Raw genomic sequence first — 15,935 nt, forward strand, 5'->3', positions numbered from 1 at the left:
GAGCAGGTCCGGCAGCAGCCCGGGAACACACCTGCGGGGACAGCCTGGGAACAGGCCCGAGAAACAGGTGGGTACGGCGTGGTGGCCGAGGGGCACGGGCGAAGAATCGGCTGGCGGCGGGCGGGCGGAGCGCTCCTGAGGGTGGTCACCGTCTGGGCGGTGTCCACCCTCACCATGCTCGCGCTCGCCGGGATCCTGCCCGACTTCCAGCTCCAGAGCGACGACAACGAGAGCATCACCCGGGTCGCCCTCACCGCGGGCTCGGCGGCCGGCGCCTTCGGGCTGCTGTCCGCGCTGGTGTGGCCGCTCGCGGTGCGCGCGCTCCTCCTCGTACCGGCCCTCGTCCTCGGCCTGCTCGTCTTCTTCCTCAACGGCTCGCTGCTGCTGATCGCGCTCAGCGTGATCCCCGACGGCAGGGGCGAGGCCGACCCGCAGACCGCCGTGGTCGTCGCCGCCGTCATGTCCGCCGTCGCCTCCGCCACCTCCACCGCGCTCGCCGTCCGCGACGACGACGCGTACCGCCGCAGACTCTCCCGGCTGGCCCAGCGCCGCCGCGGCGGCCGGCGCGACGAGGGCAGGCACGGCATGCCCGGCACCCTCTTCCTCCAGCTCGACGGCCTCGGCCACGACACCCTGCGCCGCGCCCTGGACCAGGGGCTGATGCCCACCGTCGCCCGCATGCTCGGACAGACCCCTGCCGAGGACGGCCCGGCCGTCGCGGACGGCCCCTCGGCCGTGCCCCCCACCCACCGGCTCACCCCCTGGCGCACCGACTGGTCCAGCCAGACCGGCGCCAGCCAGCTCGGCATCCTGCACGGCTCCAACCACGACGTCCCGGCCTTCCGTTGGTACGAGAAGGAGACCGGCCGCACCATGGTGTGCTCCAGCCCGGCCAGCACCGCCGAGCTCCAGCAGCGCGCCGTCGAGCGCACCGGCGACGGCGGCCTGCTCACCTTCGACGGCGCCAGCCGCGGCAACCTCTTCTCGGGCGGCGCCGACCAGCTCGCCCTCGTCCTGTCCATCGCCGCCCGGCGCGGCCCCAACAACCGCTCCCGCGCCGGATACTTCGCGTACTTCTCCGACCCGGCCAACGCGGTCCGCACCGCCATGTCCTTCGTCGCCGAGGTCGTCCGCGAGATCCGCTCCTCCGTACGCTCCCGGCTCCGCAAGGAGACCCCGCGCATCGGCCGCGGCGGCCTCTACCCCTTCATCCGGGCCTTCGCGACCGTCGTCGAGCGCGACGTCGTGGTCGCCGCCGTCATAGGGGACCTGCTCTCCGGCCGCACCGCGATCTACGCCGACCTCGTCGCGTACGACGAGGTAGCCCACCACTCGGGACCGCGCAGCCGGGACGCCGACCAGATCCTGCGGCGCCTCGACCGCTCCCTCGCCCTGATCACCAAGATCGCCGAGCACGCCCCGCGCGCGTACCGGATCGTCCTGCTCTCCGACCACGGCCAGAGCCCCGGCGAAACCTTCCTGGGCCGCTACGGCCTCACCCTGCGCGACTACGTCCGGGCCAGCTGCGGCCTGCCCGTCTCGCGCCGCGCCCAGCGCACGCCCAGCGGCGCCGAGGCCCGCGACGCGGTGCGCACCGTGCTGCACCGGCCGGTCAGCGGTACGCAGGACCAGGCGCCCCCGGTGGAGCCGGGCTCCGAGGGCTCGTCCGACGCCACCCGCTCCGACCCGGTCGTCCTCGCCTCCGGCAACCTCGGCCTGATCAGCTTCCCCGACCTCCCCGGCCGCGCCACCCGCGAACAGATCGACCGCCGCCACCCCGCCCTGCTGCGCACGCTCGCGGGCCACCCGGGCGTCGGTTTCCTGCTCGTACGGAGCGAGGAGCACGGGGCCGTGGTGCTCGGCCCCGACGGCGCGGAGGTCCCGCTGCCCGAACTCCGCGACGGCGAGGGCCCGCTGCGGCCCTTCGACAGGGGCGCGGCCGACGCGGTGCGGCGCACCGACGGCTTCCCGCACGCCGCCGACATCATGGTCAACTCCTCGTACGACCCGCAGACGGGCCGCGTGCACGCCTTCGAGGAACAGATCGGTTCGCACGGAGGTCTCGGCGGCGAACAGACGCGCCCCTTCCTCCTCTCGCCCCTCGCGCTCTCCGCACCGGTCGACGAAGGCGACGAAATCGTCGGCGCGGAATGCGTCCACCAGGTACTTCGCCGCTGGCTGCGCGAATGCCAGGGCCCTCAGGTGCCCGTCGGGGGCACGCAGAATTCTTCGTCGACCGTCCTCACCGAAGGAGGTTTTCCCGCCACGGACCGCGCCGTACAGGATGAAAAGGCTTGATTTTGTGCATGCTTCCCCGTACCCGACCATGGCTGTCGCCCGGCGACCCTGGGCACTTCGTACGGCGAGAGGCACCACCCCATGCAAGACACCGGACCCGTTCCGCAGTCGGATCCGGCTGACAGCACCGAAGGCCAGGAAGCCCCGAGCAAGCACGCCCGTCGATTCGGGTTGGGCATTGCCACCACCCTCGTCATGGGCAACATCATCGGTGGCGGGATCTTCCTGCTCCCCGCATCCGTGGCCCCCTTCGGCACCATCAGCCTGGTCGCCTTCGGCGTCCTGACCCTCGGCGCGATCTGCCTCGCGCTGGTCTTCGGCAAGCTCGCCAATCAGCACCCCAAGACGGGTGGCCCGTACGTCTACGCCCGTGAGGCCTTCGGTGACTTCGCCGGATTCCTCGCCGCCTGGAGCTACTGGATCACCGCCTGGGTGTCCAACGCGGCGCTCGCCGTCGCGGCCGTCGGCTATCTCGACGTGCTGATCCCGCTCGGCGACTCCAAGTTCGCGATGATGCTCGCCGCCCTGGTCATCCAGTGGCTGCCCGCGGCGGCGAACCTCGCGGGCACCCGCTATGTGGGTGCGGTGCAAGTCGTCGCCACAGTGCTCAAGTTCGCACCGCTGCTGCTCGTCGCGATCGGCGGACTCTTCACCTTCAGCGCGGACAACATGGGCCCGTTCCAGGCGAGCGGCAGCGGCGCCGTCGGCGCGGTCTCGGCCTCCGCCGCGATCCTGCTCTTCAGCTACCTCGGCGTGGAGTCGGCCGCCGTCAGCGCGGGCGAGGTCCGCAACCCGCGCCGCAACGTCGGCCGGGCCACCATCCTCGGCACCCTGGGCGCGGCGTTCGTCTACCTCCTCGGCACCCTGTCGGTCTTCGGCAACGTCCCGCACGACAAGCTCGTCGAGTCCGGTGCGCCCTTCTCCGACGCGGTGAACCACATGTTCGGCGGCACCTGGGGAGGCACCGTCGTCGCCTGCGCCGCTCTGATCTCCATCCTCGGCGCACTCAACGGCTGGACCCTGCTGAGCGCCCAGACCCCGTACGCCGCAGCCCAGGACGGCCTCTTCCCCGCGGTCTTCGGCACGAAGAAGCGCGGCGTCCCGACGGTCGGCGTCATCGTCACCGTCGTCCTCGCCTCGCTCCTCACCGTCTACAACTACACGGCGGGCTCCGACGGCGTCTTCGAGATCCTGGTCCTCGTCACGACGTTCACCGCCACCGTCCCCTATCTGCTGGCGACGGCCGCCCAGCTCTACTTCCTCCTCTCCGGACAGTCGGAGCGGGTCAACAGGGGGCGTCTGGTCCGGGACGGCATCCTCGCCGCCCTCGCCGCGGGCTTCTCGATGTGGCTGGTGGCCGGATCGGGCTATGCGGCGGTCTACCAGGGAGTTCTCTTCCTGTTCGCCGGCGTGATCGTGTACGCGTGCATGTCGGCGCGCAAGAAGCGGGTGGCTGCCGCCGGCTAATTGGGATGCGAGGCGATGTCCGGTACGCACATGATGGCGCGTACCGGACATTCGCCTTTCCGACCCCGAGGAACCTCACGCGTGCAGGCAGCAGTCACCGTCACCCCCGCCCAGATACCCGAGCTGCTGCTCGGCCTCGCGACCGTACGGCCGGTGTTCCTGTGGGGAGCGCCGGGCATCGGGAAGTCGTCGCTGGTACGGAAGTTCGCGGACTCGCTGGGGCTGGAGTGCGTCAGCCTGCTGGGGACGCAGCTGGCGCCCGAGGATCTGATCGGGGTGCCGCAGATCCGCGACGGGCGGTCGGTGTTCTGCCCGCCGGAGGCGATCGCCCGCGACGAGCCGTACTGCCTGTTCCTGGACGAGCTGAACGCGGCGACGCCCGATGTGCAGAAGGCGTTCTACTCGCTCATCCTCGACCGGCGGATCGGCTCGTACGAACTGCCCGCGGGGAGCATCGTCATCGGCGCCGGGAACCGGGCCACCGACAACGCGCTCGCCAGGCCGATCGCGTCCGCGCTGATCAACCGGCTCACCCATGTGCACCTGCGGGCCTCGGCCAAGGACTGGCTGGTCTGGGCGGGCGAGAACGGCATCCACCCGTGGGTGGTCGACCACCTGGGCGACCGCCCCGACCACCTGTGGTCGCCCGCGCCCAAGACCGAGGAGCCGTTCTCCACGCCGCGCTCCTGGCACATGCTCTCCGACGCGCTGCACTCCTTCGGGCCGACCCTCGACGAGGAGACGCTGAAGGTCGTCGCACACGGCACGCTGACGCCCGCGCACGCGGTGGCCTTCTGCGGCTACGCGAAGATCGTCCGCCATGCGTACGGGCTCGACGCGATCCTGAAGGGGGACGCGGCCTGGCCGGGCCGGGTCGAGGACCGCGACCTCCTGTACTACCTGGCGGAGGCCTTCCGGGGACGGCTGGCGAAGGAGCTTCCGGCGGAGAAGGCACATGTGTCGCCCGCCATGCAGCAGACGGCCTACCGGGCGAAGTCGCTGCTCGTACAGCTCGCCGAGATCTCGGTGGAGGTCGCACAGACCGTCATCGCGGAGGACGCGGACGGACAGCCGGTGCTGCCGGCGTGGTTCCTGGTGGAGGCGGCACGGGACATGCCGAGGCTGGTGGAGGCCCGCCGATGAGGGCCTCCGGCCGGGGCGGGTGGGGCCGGTGAGGTGCGTGGTCTCCGTGCGGGCGCGTCGTGGCTGGCCGCGCAGTTCCCCGCGCCCCTGACTGCCTGCCCCCGTGGGCGGCTGACGCCACCCCGTGACGACCGCCCCCCAACGGACGGACCCATGACCCCTCCCCGTACCCCCACCAAGTCCCGCAAGGACAAGCCCGACCCCGCCACCGAGGCCTTCTCCGCCGGCCTCGCCCTCGTCAAGCGCAACCCCGCCCTCGCCGCCGTCGAAGCCACCGTCTGCCGCGGCGAGAAGTGCACCCGTGTCTCGTACGACGGCCTCGTCGCCGTCAGTTCCAACGGCGTCCTGCACGCCCACCCCAAGCGCCGCGCCGAGCCCGTCGAGTGGGCCTGGGCGATCGCCCACGCCCTCCTCCACCTCGGCTTCGGCCACGTTCCCGCGGACAAGGGCGAGCGCGTGCAGCCCACCGCCGCACAGCTCGCGGCCCGCTGCACCGTCGTCAACCGGTTCCTGGTCGCCTCGCCCGTCGGCCGCGTCCCGGAGGACCTCCCGGCCGCGTACCCCGGCAGCGACGAGGAGGAGCTCGCCGCCCGCTGGCACCGCGACGGCATCCCGGACGTGTTCCGGCACAGCGGGACGAACGGCAGCGACCCCGACCAGATCCTCACCACGTGGGAGAACTGGGGAGGCCAGGGCCCGCCCCCGGACCACCAGCTCGCCTTCGCGCACGCCCTCACCCGTACCGTTTCCGCCGCCATGGACGTCGCGGGCGGCCGACGGGACAGGCTCACCGGGGAACGGGTCGCCCAGCAGCCCTGGGACCGTGCCCTCAACTGGTTCGTCTCCTCGTACCCGCTGCTCGGCGGCATCGCCGCCGGACTGACCGTCGTCGCCGACGCCGAACTCGCCCGTGCCCACGACATCTCCGTGGCCGCCGTCAACGCCTCCGTCGGGGAGATCTACATCAACCCGCTCAAGCGTTTCACCGACGAGGAGTGGCGCTTCGTCCTCGCCCACGAAATGCTGCACGCCGCCCTCCGGCACGGCGAGCGGGCGGGCCCGCGCGACCCCTACCTCTTCAACGTCGCCGCCGACTACGTCATCAACGGCTGGCTGGTCGAGATGCGGGTCGGCGACATGCCGGAAGGGCTGTTGTACGACGCCGGGCTGAAGGGGCTGTCCACGGAGGAGGTGTACGACCGCATCGCCACCGACCTGCGCCGCCGTCGCCGTCTCGCCACCCTGCGCGGCAAGGGCAGGGGCGACATCCTCGACCGCCCGCTCGGCCAGGTCCGCGACTACGTCGACCTCGACGAGTTCTACCGGCGCGGCCTCACCCAGGGCTTCGACCTCCACTCGTACGGCGAACGCGGGCTGCTGCCCGCCGGGCTCGTGGAGGAGATCAAGGCGCTGTCGCATCCGCCGGTGCCCTGGGACGCCCAACTGGCGCGCTGGTTCGACGAGTTCGTACCCCGGCCGGTGGCGCTGCGCAGCTACGCGCGGCCCTCGCGCCGTCAGGCGTCCACGCCGGGCATCCCGCGTGCGGGCCGCTACTTCCCGCCCGAGGAGGTCGCCCGCTGCACCTTCGGCGTCGTACTCGACACATCGGGGTCGATGGACCGGACCCTGCTCGGCAAGGCGCTCGGCGCCATCGCCTCGTACGCCGAGGCCCGCGAGGTGCCGGCGGCGCGGGTGGTGTTCTGCGACGCCGCACCGTACGACGCGGGCTTCCTGCCGCCGACCGAGATCGCCGGGCGGGTCCGGGTGCGCGGGCGCGGCGGCACCGTGCTCCAGCCCGGCATCGACCTGCTGCTGCGGGCCGACGACTTCCCCGCGTCGGCGCCGCTGCTGGTGATCACGGACGGCTGGACCGACGTCCTGCGGATCAGACGCGAGCATGCGTTCCTGATCCCGCAGGGGGCGTCATTGCCGTTCACGGCCCAGGGGCCGGTGTTCCGGGTGCGCTGAGCGTCAGCCCACCGTCGCCACGGACTTCCTGCGGCGCCGCAGCACCAGGACACCGCCGCCCACGAACAGCGCCGCGCCCGCTGTCGCGCCGATCGCCACGGCCGGGTCCATGCCCAGCAGGGCGGCGGATTCCCCGGAGCCGTCCGCCAGTTCCACGCCCTCCGTCCTCGGGCCCGTGGGCAGCAGGTTCATGTCGCTCGAACACACCACGGGGACATGGGACTTGGGGAGGTACGCGCACACCGTGCTCGCCGCCCGCAGCGCCCCCGTCTGCGCGGAGCCGAGCGTCGCCGTCGACGTCAGCACCGTCTTGCCGTGGCCCCGCACGTCGGCGGTCCACACCGCCTTGCCGCCCGCCACCTTCGCCCGCTGGCCGGCCGCCGCGGCGGACGCACCCGAGGGCAGGGCCTGTTCGATGCGCAGCCCGGCGAGGTTCGTGGGGCCCTGGTTCTGCACGGTCACGGTGTACGCCAGCCTGGAGCCCGAACTGACGGTGTCGACACCGTCGGTGAGGGCGATCGACATGGCCGGTGGATTCTTGTCGTCCGCGCTCGCGGACGCACCCGCACCGAGCAGCAGCAGAGGTACGGAGACGAGAGAGGCAAGAGAGGTAAGAGAGGCAGGGGAGACAAGGGCTGCGCCGCGCGGGGCAGTACGGGTCGTGAAGGTGGGCATGGGATCCCCTCAGGGAAGGCCGTGGGATGGCCGGGCCAATGATCGGGCGGCCCATCCGAGCACCGCACACCGTCCCGGTCCCAGCCACCGGGCCGCCGACCCGCCGGGATTCACCCGCCCGCACGCGCCACCCGCCCGCACGCGCCACCCGCCCGCACGCGCCTCGGGCCCGCGTCGCCCCGCCGCGTCAGGCGGTCGCCGCCGTGCGCAGGAAATCGACCGTGGCCCGGTCCGCGGGGAGGAGGGTCTCGATGGCCAGCTCGGCCACCGTCACGTCCATCGGAGTGTTGAACGTGGAGATCGACGACACGAAGGACAGCACCTGCCCGCTGTGCTCGATCTGCAGCGGCAGCGCGAAGTAGGCGTCCGGCGGGGCCGCGGGCCGGGACGCGCCGTCGTGGGCGGGCGGCAGCGGATACGCCGCCACCTCGTCGTACAGCGCGCGCAGCGGCGCCGACCTGGCCAGGGCTATCTGCCGCTCCATCTGGTGCAGCAGGTGCCCGCGCCACTCGGGCAGGTTGCGGATGCGCGGGGCGAGGCCCTCGGGGTGCAGGGTGAGGCGCATCGCGTTCAGCGGGGCGACGAGGAGGTGCTCGGCGACGCCGTCGAGGAACATCCCGATGCCGCTGTTGGCGGCCACCACGGTGTACGTCCCGTCGACGACCATCGCCGGATAGGGCTCGTACCCCTGGAGCAGCTGGTCGATGCCGGCCCGCAGCGCCCCCATCGAGGGGTCGTCGAGCGGGGTCTCGGCGTACTGCGGGGCGTAACCGGCCGCCAGCAGCAGGTCGTTGCGCTCCCGCACCGGAACGTGGAGGTGCTCGGCGAGCTTCAGCACCATGTCGGGGCTGGGACGGGAGCGGCCCGTCTCGATGAAGCTGATGTGCCGGGCGGACGAGTCGGCGCGCAGCGCGAGCTCCAGCTGGCTGAGCCGCCGGGTCTCGCGCCAGTGGCGCAGCATCGCGCCAACTCCCTGGTGAACGGAGAGGGTTGTCATACGACGAAGGTAACCGGAGCGTGGATCCGCGGTCCTTGGCAGGATGTGCCGATGACCTACGAAGTAGCAGACGTGGTGCCCGCAGGACGGATGCGGGACACGGAGCAGCCGGTGCTGCCTCTTCCGTGCGGTCTTGAACTGCGGCCGTGGCGGCGGGCGGACGCCCCGAAGTTCGTCGAGGCGGGGCAGGATCCCGACATCCAGTACTGGAACCGTCCGGGGCTGCTGACCGTTGAAGAGGCAGAACGGCGGATCGAGCGGTGGGCGAAGCGGTGGCGGAGCGAGGTGGCGGCGATCTTCGCGATAGCGGAGCCCGGGGGAGGGGAGGTGGTGGGAGCGGCAGGCGTGGGCGACATCCTGCTGGCGCACGGCCACGGCGAGATCCTGTACTGGCTGCTGCCCGCCGGACGGGGCAAGGGCGTGGCCAGTGAGGCCGCGGTGCGGCTGACCCGCTGGGCGATCGACGACCTGGGCCTGCACCGGGTGCGACTGACCCACTCCACGGCGAACGGGGCGTCCTGCCGCGTTGCCGAGAAGGCCGGATTCACGTACGAAGGGACCATGCGCAGCGCCCTGCTGCACGCCGACGGCTGGCACGACGAGCATCTGCACGCACGGGTGCAGGGTGACCCCTGGCCGCAGTAGGGGCCGCTTCGGGCAGAAGGTGGCAGGCTGATCTGTCACAGGTGGCGAGCCGGACCAGCAACACCGAAGGGAGTTCAGCCATGGCCATTGAGCCGTTGTCGCAGAAGGAGATCGAGGACCGGCTGCGCGAACTTCCCGGCTGGTCGCTGGAGGAGGACCGGATCGCCCGCACGTACCGGCTCGGTACGCACTTCGCGGCGGCCGCGATGGTCGTCCATGTGGCCGGGATCCAGGACGAGTTGGACCACCACTCGGACCTCGTGCTCGGCTACCACACCCTCGCGCTGTCCGTGAACACGCACAGCGCGGGCGGTGCGGTCACCGACCGGGACTTCGAGCTGGCCCGCCGGGTCGAGGACATCGCACCGGGACACGGCGCGAGCTGATCCGTCCCGGGTGCGCGGCGGAGCAGGTGCGACCGGGCTCGGCCACGGGGGCGGAGGGCCTGCGATGGGGCTCGGCCACGGGGGCGGAGGGCCTGCGATGGGGCTCGGCCACGGGGGCGGAGGGCCTGCGATCGGGCTCGGCCACGGGGCGGACGGCCCGCGATCGGGCTCGGCCACGGGGCGGGAGGCCTGCGGTCCTTCTCGTGTACGGGGCGGAGTGCCTGCGGTCCTTCCCGGGGCCGGGGCCGGGACCGGGACCGGGACCGGGGCGCGGCGCCTGCGGTCCGGGGCGGGTCACACCATCCCGCTGCCGATTCCGACCCTGCTTCCACCTTCGCCCCCGCCCCGGGCGCCGAAGCCGGGCCGGGGCCGCTCCGCGAGCCACCGCGTGTAGCTGGCGCTGCGTGCCACCGCCTCCGCGTAGGCGACGCCGGTGTACCCGGAGACCGCCTTCGCGGCATCGGCCGCGGGGGCGCCCGGGTGCCAGCCCAGCAGATGCCGCCAGGCCAGCGGCGCCCCGGCCACCGGTCTGGTGACGATCCCGGCAGCGGGCGGGAAGGTGGCCCGGCACAGGCCCACCGCCCGGCCCACCTGCACCAGGTGCACGCACGACGCGGTGTCCGTCTCGTACACCTGCATCGGGGTGAATCCGGCCCGCGCGCACGCCGCGGTGAAGCAGTCCGCGAAGCAGCCCTCGCCCGGCACGTCGGTCCAGCACTCGGCGGCCAGCAGGGACAGCTCCAACTCCCGCTTCCCGGCCAGCGGATGGTTCTCGGGGAGCATGATGAACACCGGGTCGACCCCCACCACCTCCCAGCTCAGCCGGTCCGTCGCGGGCGGCCGGCTCTCGCCGCAGGTGCCGATCAGGCCGAAGTCGAGGCGCCCCTCGACCAGCATGGTGCTGATCTCGCCGACCGACCAGGTCGTGTGTGTCGTGACCGGTACGGCGGGCCGTGCCGTGGCCAGCTGGTCCACCAGACCGCCGAGCAGCGGGCCGTGCGTCGCGCCGAGCCGGAAGCGGTCCAGGTTCGCCCAGGAGTTGGCGAAACGGACCGCGTCCTCCTGGAGTTCCCGGACCGCCGGAAGCAGTATCCGGGCCCGCTCCAGGACCAGTTCCCCGAGCGGGGTCGGCCTGGACCCCGTGTGGTCGCGGTCGAACAGCGGCCCGCCCAGGGCCCGTTCGATCCGCCGCAGCTGAGTGCTGAGCGCGGGCTGCGCAAGCCCGAGCGCGGCTGCGGCCTTGGTGAGACTCCCGGCATCGGCTATGGCCCGTACGGTCCGCAGGTGGCGCAACTCCAGCTCCATACCGGCAAGTTATGGGGCGCGGTTACCCCCGGCAATACGCGTGCGCCAGTTGTGTCGTGATGACGTCGACCCGTTCGGCGTCCGAGGACGCGCGGGCGCGGCCCGGGACGCCGGCCCCCACCGGCGCCCGCGCGCCGCCGCCCGGCACCGGCAGCCCCTCAGCGCCCCCAGACCCCCTCCGCGAACCCCCGGAAGTCCCGCGCCTCCCGGCCCAGCACCCTGCGCACCGTGTCCGTCGTCGACGCGTTGTGCCCGTCGAGCAGCGTGCCGAACAGCTCCGCCAGCCAGTCCGCCTCCGGTGCCGGCAGGCCGTACTGCTGGAGCGCCGCGGAGTACTCCGCCACCGTCACCGGCACGTACCGCACCTCCCGTCCCGCCGCGCGGCCGATCTCTGCCGCGACCTCCGCGAAGGTGAGGAGCCGGGGGCCGGTCACCTCGTGGACCTGGCCCGCGTGACCGTCCTCCGTCAGGGCTGCCACGATCACGTCCGCCAGGTCGTCCGCGTCCACCCACGGCTCAGCGGTCCTACCGCCGGGGAACGCGATCTCGCCGGCCGCCACGCCCTCGGCCATCGCGCCCTCGCTGAAGTTCTGCGCGAAGAACGCGCCCCGTACGATGGTGAGTTCACCCTCGCCCGACGACCCCCACGCCTCACGCAGCGCCTCCTCCGCCGCGGCCGCCTCCGGCTCGCCGCGTCCCGACAGCAGGACCAGGTGCCGTACCCCCTGCTCCTTGGCCGTCCGGCCGAACGCCCCCATCGCGCCCACCGCGCCCGGCGCGGCCAGGTCCGGGTAGTACGCGACGTACGCCGCGTCCGCACCCGCCAGCGCGGGGCCCCAGCTCCCCTCGTCCGCCCAGTCGAACCGCACCTCGCCCTTGCGCGACCCGGCCCGCACGTCGACGCCGCGCGCCGCCAGCCGGTCCGCCACCCGGCGCCCGGTCTTGCCCGTGGCCGCCGTCACCAACACCGTGTTCACGTTCTTGTTCGTTGTCATGACTCAAGGTTCGTCCCGGCGGGCCGGACGGGCCATGCTCCACAGGCTCACTTCCATACGCGTGAGTCCAAGCCCCCGGGCGGCCCCGGCTAGAGTCGCGGACATGGACGCACTCGCCGGTCTCCTCGACGGGCCCAGGGCCCGCGGGGCCTTCCTCCTGCGGGCCGTGATGGACCCGCCCTGGTCGATCCGGATCGAGGACGGGGCCCCGCTCACCCTCATGTGCATGACCCGCTCCACCGCGTGGGTCATGCCGGACTCCGGCGACCCCGTACTGCTGCGCCCCGGTGACATCGCCATCGCGCGCGGCCCCGACCCGTACACCTGCGCCGACACCCCGGTCAGTCCGGTACGGGCGCGGATCGGGCCCGGCGGAGAGTGCAGTTCCGAGCACGGGGCCCCGCTCGCCGATTCGATGCAGCTGGGCGTCCGGACCTGGGGCGACCGGGTGGACGGCGAATCGGTGATGCTCATCGGCACCTACCAGCTGGACGGGGAGGTCGGCCGGCGGCTCCTCGACGCGCTGCCCCCGCTGTCGTACCTGCCGGGCGAGGTCTGGAACTGCCCGCTGCTGCCCGTCCTGGAGGACGAGATCAGCCGGGACGACCCCGGGCAGAGCGTCTATCTCGACCGGCTCCTCGACCTGCTGCTGATCGCCTCGCTGCGGGCCTGGTTCTCCCGGCCGGAGGCCGAGGCGCCCGCCTGGTACCGGGCGATGGGCGATCCGGTCGTCGGCCGGGCGCTGCGGCTGATGCAGAACGAGCCGGCCCGCCCCTGGACGGTCGCCTCGCTCGCCGCCGAGACCGGGGTGTCGCGGGCCGGTCTCGCCCGCCGGTTCACCGAGCTGGTGGGCGAGCCGCCGATGGCGTACCTCACCGGGTGGCGCCTGACGCTGGCCGCCGATCTGCTGCGGGCGACGGACGCGACGGTGGAGGCGGTCGCCAGGAAGGTCGGCTACAGCGGTTCGTTCGCGCTGAGCGCCGCCTTCAAACGGGTGCGCGGCGTCAGCCCGCAGGAACACCGCAGGGCGGCTGCGGGCTGACGCCGCTCGGCTCCGACCGGAGCTGTTCCGGTCACAACCGTCTGTCAGTCGAGCAGTGCTACGCCTTCGGGAGCAGGCACCCGGAGGCCGTCAGGTCGATCTTGCTGCCGGCCCCGATGCACGGCACCATCCCGTACGTCAGCTGGCCGTAGTTGATGCCCTGGTGCACGGTCACCTTGCCGTTCTCGTCGACCTCGCAGGGGTTGTTGTCGGTGCACTCCTGCCCGTCCTCGTTGCCGGTGTTGTTGACGGCGACGACCTTGCGGGTCGCGTCGTCGAGCACCGGGGAGCCGGACGTGCCGCCGATGGTCTTGCAGTCGGAGGTGTACCGGAGCGAGTCCTTCCAGGTCCAGTCGCCCTCCTTCAGCCGGTAGGCGAAGCCGTCGGCCTTGCAGCTGTACGTCTTCTTCCAGTAGCCCGAGACCACGGTGATCGCCTTGCCCTGCGCGGGGCGTGCGGTGTCGAGCTCCAGCGCCTTGACGCCGTACTGGCTCTCTATCTGGGCGTACGTGCTGGTGAGCTGGTACAGCGAGACGTCCGTGTCGGTCATCGTGCCGTACGCGAGCTTGCTGGCCTTCAGCGTGCCGAGCTCCTTGGCCGCACCGTCGAGCAGCTTGAAGGTACGGGTCGACGGCTTGTCGACCAGGACCTCGCCAGGGGCGGGGAAGCCCGACTCCAGGCAGTGCCCGTTGGACATCACCAGTGCGGGGTCCTCCGGCTTCGCGGTGGGCGTCCGGACGACGGAACCCGAACAGTTGCTGAGCGCGACCGTGCCCGCGAAGTCGACCGCCTTGACCTTGGGCTTTGCCTTGGTCGCGGTCTTCGTGGGTGCGGCCTTCGTGCTGGTGGTGCCGGTGGCCGGAGCCGTGTCCTGGCTCGTGACCGCGAACGCGGGTGCCGCGCCTGCCCCGACGAGCAGGGTGGCGAGGAATGCGCCGACGAGAGGCTTCTTCATGTGGGGGTCCCCTCAGTGCCATATGTGACCGGAGCTGATTGGCGCCGGTTTGTCATGGGCATTGTTCGGGGATTTGTGGCACCGGACAAGGGGGTGTCTGTGAGGCTGCTGTGCGCATTGCGGCGCAGGGGAACACAATTGCCCCGCGCCGCAATGCGACGCAGGGGCCTAGGACTTGGCCGCGGGCTGCGGCAGGCGGCAGCCCCAGCGGTCCAGGTCCACCTGGCTGTTCCGGGAGATGCAGCGCGCGATGCCGTACGTCTGCTGGGCGTAGTTGATGTTGTGGCGCACCGTCACCTTGCCGTGCTTGTCCACTTCGCACGGGTTGTTGAGGGTGCAGCGTTCACCGTCGTTGTTGCCGGTGTTGTTGACCGCGAGGACCTTGCCGGTGCGGTTGTCGATCACGGGGGAGCCGGAGGTGCCGCCGATGGTCTGGCAGTCGGCGGTGTACCGGAGCGAGTCCTTCCAGGTCCAGTCGCCCTCCTTCAGCCGGTACACGAAGCCGTCGACCTTGCAGCCGTACGTCTTCTTCCAGTACCCGGAGACGACCGTGATGGCCCGGCCCTGCCTCGGGTGCTCGGTGTTCAGCTCCAGGGGCTTGATCCCGTAGGCCTTCTTTATCTGCGCGTACGTACTGGTCAGCTGGTACAGCGAGATGTCCGTGTCGGTCATCGTCGCGTACGCCAGCTTGCTCGCGGTGAGCGTGCCGACCTTCTCCGCCTTCGCGTTCAGCAGGCTGAAGGTCCGGTTCGACGGCAGGTCGACGACGACCTCACCGGCGCCCGGCATGTCCTGCTCGGTGATGCAGTGGCCGTTGGACAGGATCAGCGCCGGGTCGTTCGGTCGCGACTGCGGCATGCGCACCACGGAACCCGAACAGTTGCTGAGCGCGACCGTCCCGGCGAAGTCGACCGGCTTCGGCTTCGACCGGTGTTCGGCCGCGGTGGCGCCCGGTGCGGACTGCGCGGACTTCGCGGTGGCGGCCGCGGTGTCCTGGCCCGTGGCCGCGAGCGCGGGTGCCGCACCGGCTCCGAGGAGCGTCAGCGCGAGCAGTGCACCGAGGTATGGCTTTCGCATACGGGGATCCCCCTCCAGTGACGAATGTCAGGGGCATTCTTGGAGGGGGATGTGCGGTGGGCAAGGGTTTTGGTCGAATCGGGGAGATCATGTGACCGCCAACCGGCGTCACCTGCCTGACAATTGGCCTCTTCTGCCCGCCAATCGGCCTCCATCGGTGGTCAGTCGGCCACAACCGGCTCCAACTGCCACTACTGGAAGGGGGAGTCGGTGTCCTCCCACTGCTGCACCCGCGCACCCTCGTCCATGCTGCGGTCCGCGACTTCGAGCAGCAGGCCGCTGACGTAGCTCACCAGGCTGACCCGGCCCGGCACGTCCGGGTGCCGCTCGACGATCCACTCCTGGGCGCCGAAGTTGTTGGCGCTCCACTGCTGGATGCGTACGCCGTTCTCGACCTTGGCGCCCGCGACGTCCAGACGCTTGCCGCTGGACGCGCTGACGACGTGGTGCAGCCCGCTGCCCTCGTGCACCGGGGTCAGTACCCACTGCTGGGCGGCGGCCCCGGTGTCCTTCCCCTGCTGGACGGGGGCACCGCTGCCCTTGGCACCGTCGCGCACTTCGAGGAGCAGCCCGCTGCCGGCGTTGCGGAGCAGATATGTGCCGGAAGGGGTGCTGCTGGTCATGAACGGGCCTCTGGGGGAAGGGTGTTGAGGACCGCGTCGAGCAGTCCGGGGAAGCGGGCGTCGAGATCGGCCCGCCGCAGTTCGATGGCCTTGCAGCGGCCCACCTTGTGCTCGCGGGTCACCCCGGACTCCCGCAGTACCCGCCAGTGGTGGGTGGCGGTCGCCTTGGTCACTTCGAGCGGCAGGCTGCCGCAGGTCCGCTCGCCGTCGGACACGGCGAGTTCGCGCACGATGCCGAGCCGTACCGGATTGCCCAGGGCGGCGAGGACGTCCTCGATCAGGAGCTGTGCGCGGTCGGGGTGGTGCGTGGCCATGGATACGAGTGTACGACGACCTTCGTACGGTGTCCGGTTCGCGCC

The 15,935-nt window shown here is 71.9% G+C and carries 15 protein-coding genes; 7 read left to right on the forward strand and 8 right to left on the reverse strand.

Translation table 11 applies throughout. From position 1 onward, the window contains the following. The first annotated feature begins 135 nt into the window (after positions 1-135). The 4 genes from ACH4SP_RS08450 to ACH4SP_RS08465 all read left to right on the forward strand — a co-directional run bounded on the left by ACH4SP_RS08450 (position 136) and on the right by ACH4SP_RS08465 (position 6,876). Positions 136-2,298, forward strand: a complete 2,163-nt coding sequence (locus ACH4SP_RS08450) for a phage holin family protein (RefSeq protein ID WP_398411849.1) — start codon at positions 136-138, stop codon at positions 2,296-2,298. Between the two features lie 81 nt (positions 2,299-2,379). After that, positions 2,380-3,765 (forward strand): amino acid permease, encoded by a 1,386-nt coding sequence (locus tag ACH4SP_RS08455; protein WP_398411451.1) that lies wholly within the window; start codon positions 2,380-2,382, stop codon positions 3,763-3,765. Positions 3,766-3,846: 81 nt separating this feature from the next. Next, positions 3,847-4,908, forward strand: coding sequence for an ATP-binding protein (locus ACH4SP_RS08460; protein WP_398411455.1), 1,062 nt, complete (start codon positions 3,847-3,849; stop codon positions 4,906-4,908). Between the two features lie 153 nt (positions 4,909-5,061). Then, a complete protein-coding gene (locus tag ACH4SP_RS08465) occupies positions 5,062-6,876 on the forward strand; it encodes a hypothetical protein (RefSeq protein WP_398411457.1) in 1,815 nt (604 codons plus the stop codon). A gap of 3 nt (positions 6,877-6,879) precedes the next feature. On the opposite strand, the gene ACH4SP_RS08470 is transcribed toward ACH4SP_RS08465, so the two are convergent. Continuing rightward, positions 6,880-7,551 (reverse strand): hypothetical protein, encoded by a 672-nt coding sequence (locus ACH4SP_RS08470; RefSeq protein ID WP_398411460.1) that lies wholly within the window; start codon positions 7,549-7,551, stop codon positions 6,880-6,882. 187 nt (positions 7,552-7,738) lie between these two features. After that, positions 7,739-8,548 (reverse strand): helix-turn-helix domain-containing protein, encoded by an 810-nt coding sequence (locus tag ACH4SP_RS08475; protein WP_398411463.1) that lies wholly within the window; start codon positions 8,546-8,548, stop codon positions 7,739-7,741. Positions 8,549-8,599: 51 nt separating this feature from the next. Here ACH4SP_RS08475 and ACH4SP_RS08480 point away from each other — a divergent pair, with 51 nt between their 5' ends. Then, entirely contained in the window at positions 8,600-9,193 is a 594-nt protein-coding gene (locus ACH4SP_RS08480) for a GNAT family N-acetyltransferase (RefSeq protein WP_398411465.1), read from the forward strand. A gap of 80 nt (positions 9,194-9,273) precedes the next feature. Further along, positions 9,274-9,579 carry a 4a-hydroxytetrahydrobiopterin dehydratase gene (locus ACH4SP_RS08485; RefSeq protein WP_398411467.1) on the forward strand — a complete coding sequence of 102 codons (306 nt, stop codon included), beginning with the start codon at positions 9,274-9,276 and terminating at the stop codon, positions 9,577-9,579. A 294-nt stretch (positions 9,580-9,873) separates the two neighbouring features. Here ACH4SP_RS08485 and ACH4SP_RS08490 read toward each other — a convergent pair whose 3' ends face one another. Together ACH4SP_RS08490 and ACH4SP_RS08495 are read right to left on the reverse strand one after the other, a co-directional pair. Continuing rightward, positions 9,874-10,884: a LysR family transcriptional regulator gene (locus tag ACH4SP_RS08490; RefSeq protein WP_398411469.1), complete on the reverse strand. Its 1,011-nt coding sequence runs from the start codon at positions 10,882-10,884 to the stop codon at positions 9,874-9,876. Between the two features lie 158 nt (positions 10,885-11,042). After that, positions 11,043-11,879 (reverse strand): NmrA family transcriptional regulator, encoded by an 837-nt coding sequence (locus tag ACH4SP_RS08495; RefSeq protein WP_398411471.1) that lies wholly within the window; start codon positions 11,877-11,879, stop codon positions 11,043-11,045. Positions 11,880-11,982: 103 nt separating this feature from the next. Between ACH4SP_RS08495 and ACH4SP_RS08500 the strand changes: the two genes are divergently transcribed. Continuing rightward, positions 11,983-12,921, forward strand: coding sequence for a cupin domain-containing protein (locus tag ACH4SP_RS08500; RefSeq protein WP_398411473.1), 939 nt, complete (start codon positions 11,983-11,985; stop codon positions 12,919-12,921). Between the two features lie 58 nt (positions 12,922-12,979). Here the strand turns inward: ACH4SP_RS08500 and ACH4SP_RS08505 are convergent, their stop codons facing one another. The 4 genes from ACH4SP_RS08505 to ACH4SP_RS08520 form a co-directional block, all read right to left on the reverse strand. Further along, positions 12,980-13,876, reverse strand: coding sequence for a trypsin-like peptidase domain-containing protein (locus ACH4SP_RS08505; RefSeq protein ID WP_398411475.1), 897 nt, complete (start codon positions 13,874-13,876; stop codon positions 12,980-12,982). A gap of 168 nt (positions 13,877-14,044) precedes the next feature. Next, entirely contained in the window at positions 14,045-14,953 is a 909-nt protein-coding gene (locus ACH4SP_RS08510; protein ID WP_398411479.1) for a serine protease, read from the reverse strand. Positions 14,954-15,144: 191 nt separating this feature from the next. Further along, positions 15,145-15,576 (reverse strand): RICIN domain-containing protein, encoded by a 432-nt coding sequence (locus tag ACH4SP_RS08515; RefSeq protein ID WP_398411481.1) that lies wholly within the window; start codon positions 15,574-15,576, stop codon positions 15,145-15,147. Continuing rightward, positions 15,573-15,890, reverse strand: coding sequence for an ArsR/SmtB family transcription factor (locus ACH4SP_RS08520; RefSeq protein ID WP_398411485.1), 318 nt, complete (start codon positions 15,888-15,890; stop codon positions 15,573-15,575). Before ACH4SP_RS08520 ends, ACH4SP_RS08515 begins: the two co-directional genes overlap by 4 nt. Between the last annotated feature and the right edge of the window lie 45 nt (positions 15,891-15,935).

This window comes from Streptomyces sp. NPDC021093, from assembly GCF_044333135.1.
In the GTDB taxonomy this organism is placed as follows: Bacteria; Actinomycetota; Actinomycetes; order Streptomycetales; family Streptomycetaceae; genus Streptomyces.

What these genes read in the sequence shown, in the direction of transcription:
- ACH4SP_RS08455 (WP_398411451.1), top strand. Translation starts at nt 2,380, where the DNA reads ATGCAAGACACCGGACCCGTTCCGCAGTCGGATCCGGCTGACAGCACC.
- ACH4SP_RS08465 (WP_398411457.1), top strand. Translation starts at nt 5,062, where the DNA reads ATGACCCCTCCCCGTACCCCCACCAAGTCCCGCAAGGACAAGCCCGAC.
- ACH4SP_RS08470 (WP_398411460.1), bottom strand. Translation starts at nt 7,551, where the DNA reads ATGCCCACCTTCACGACCCGTACTGCCCCGCGCGGCGCAGCCCTTGTC.
- ACH4SP_RS08475 (WP_398411463.1), bottom strand. Translation starts at nt 8,548, where the DNA reads ATGACAACCCTCTCCGTTCACCAGGGAGTTGGCGCGATGCTGCGCCAC.
- ACH4SP_RS08480 (WP_398411465.1), top strand. Translation starts at nt 8,600, where the DNA reads ATGACCTACGAAGTAGCAGACGTGGTGCCCGCAGGACGGATGCGGGAC.
- ACH4SP_RS08485 (WP_398411467.1), top strand. Translation starts at nt 9,274, where the DNA reads ATGGCCATTGAGCCGTTGTCGCAGAAGGAGATCGAGGACCGGCTGCGC.
- ACH4SP_RS08490 (WP_398411469.1), bottom strand. Translation starts at nt 10,884, where the DNA reads ATGGAGCTGGAGTTGCGCCACCTGCGGACCGTACGGGCCATAGCCGAT.
- ACH4SP_RS08495 (WP_398411471.1), bottom strand. Translation starts at nt 11,879, where the DNA reads ATGACAACGAACAAGAACGTGAACACGGTGTTGGTGACGGCGGCCACG.
- ACH4SP_RS08500 (WP_398411473.1), top strand. Translation starts at nt 11,983, where the DNA reads ATGGACGCACTCGCCGGTCTCCTCGACGGGCCCAGGGCCCGCGGGGCC.
- ACH4SP_RS08505 (WP_398411475.1), bottom strand. Translation starts at nt 13,876, where the DNA reads ATGAAGAAGCCTCTCGTCGGCGCATTCCTCGCCACCCTGCTCGTCGGG.
- ACH4SP_RS08510 (WP_398411479.1), bottom strand. Translation starts at nt 14,953, where the DNA reads ATGCGAAAGCCATACCTCGGTGCACTGCTCGCGCTGACGCTCCTCGGA.
- ACH4SP_RS08515 (WP_398411481.1), bottom strand. Translation starts at nt 15,576, where the DNA reads ATGACCAGCAGCACCCCTTCCGGCACATATCTGCTCCGCAACGCCGGC.
- ACH4SP_RS08520 (WP_398411485.1), bottom strand. Translation starts at nt 15,890, where the DNA reads ATGGCCACGCACCACCCCGACCGCGCACAGCTCCTGATCGAGGACGTC.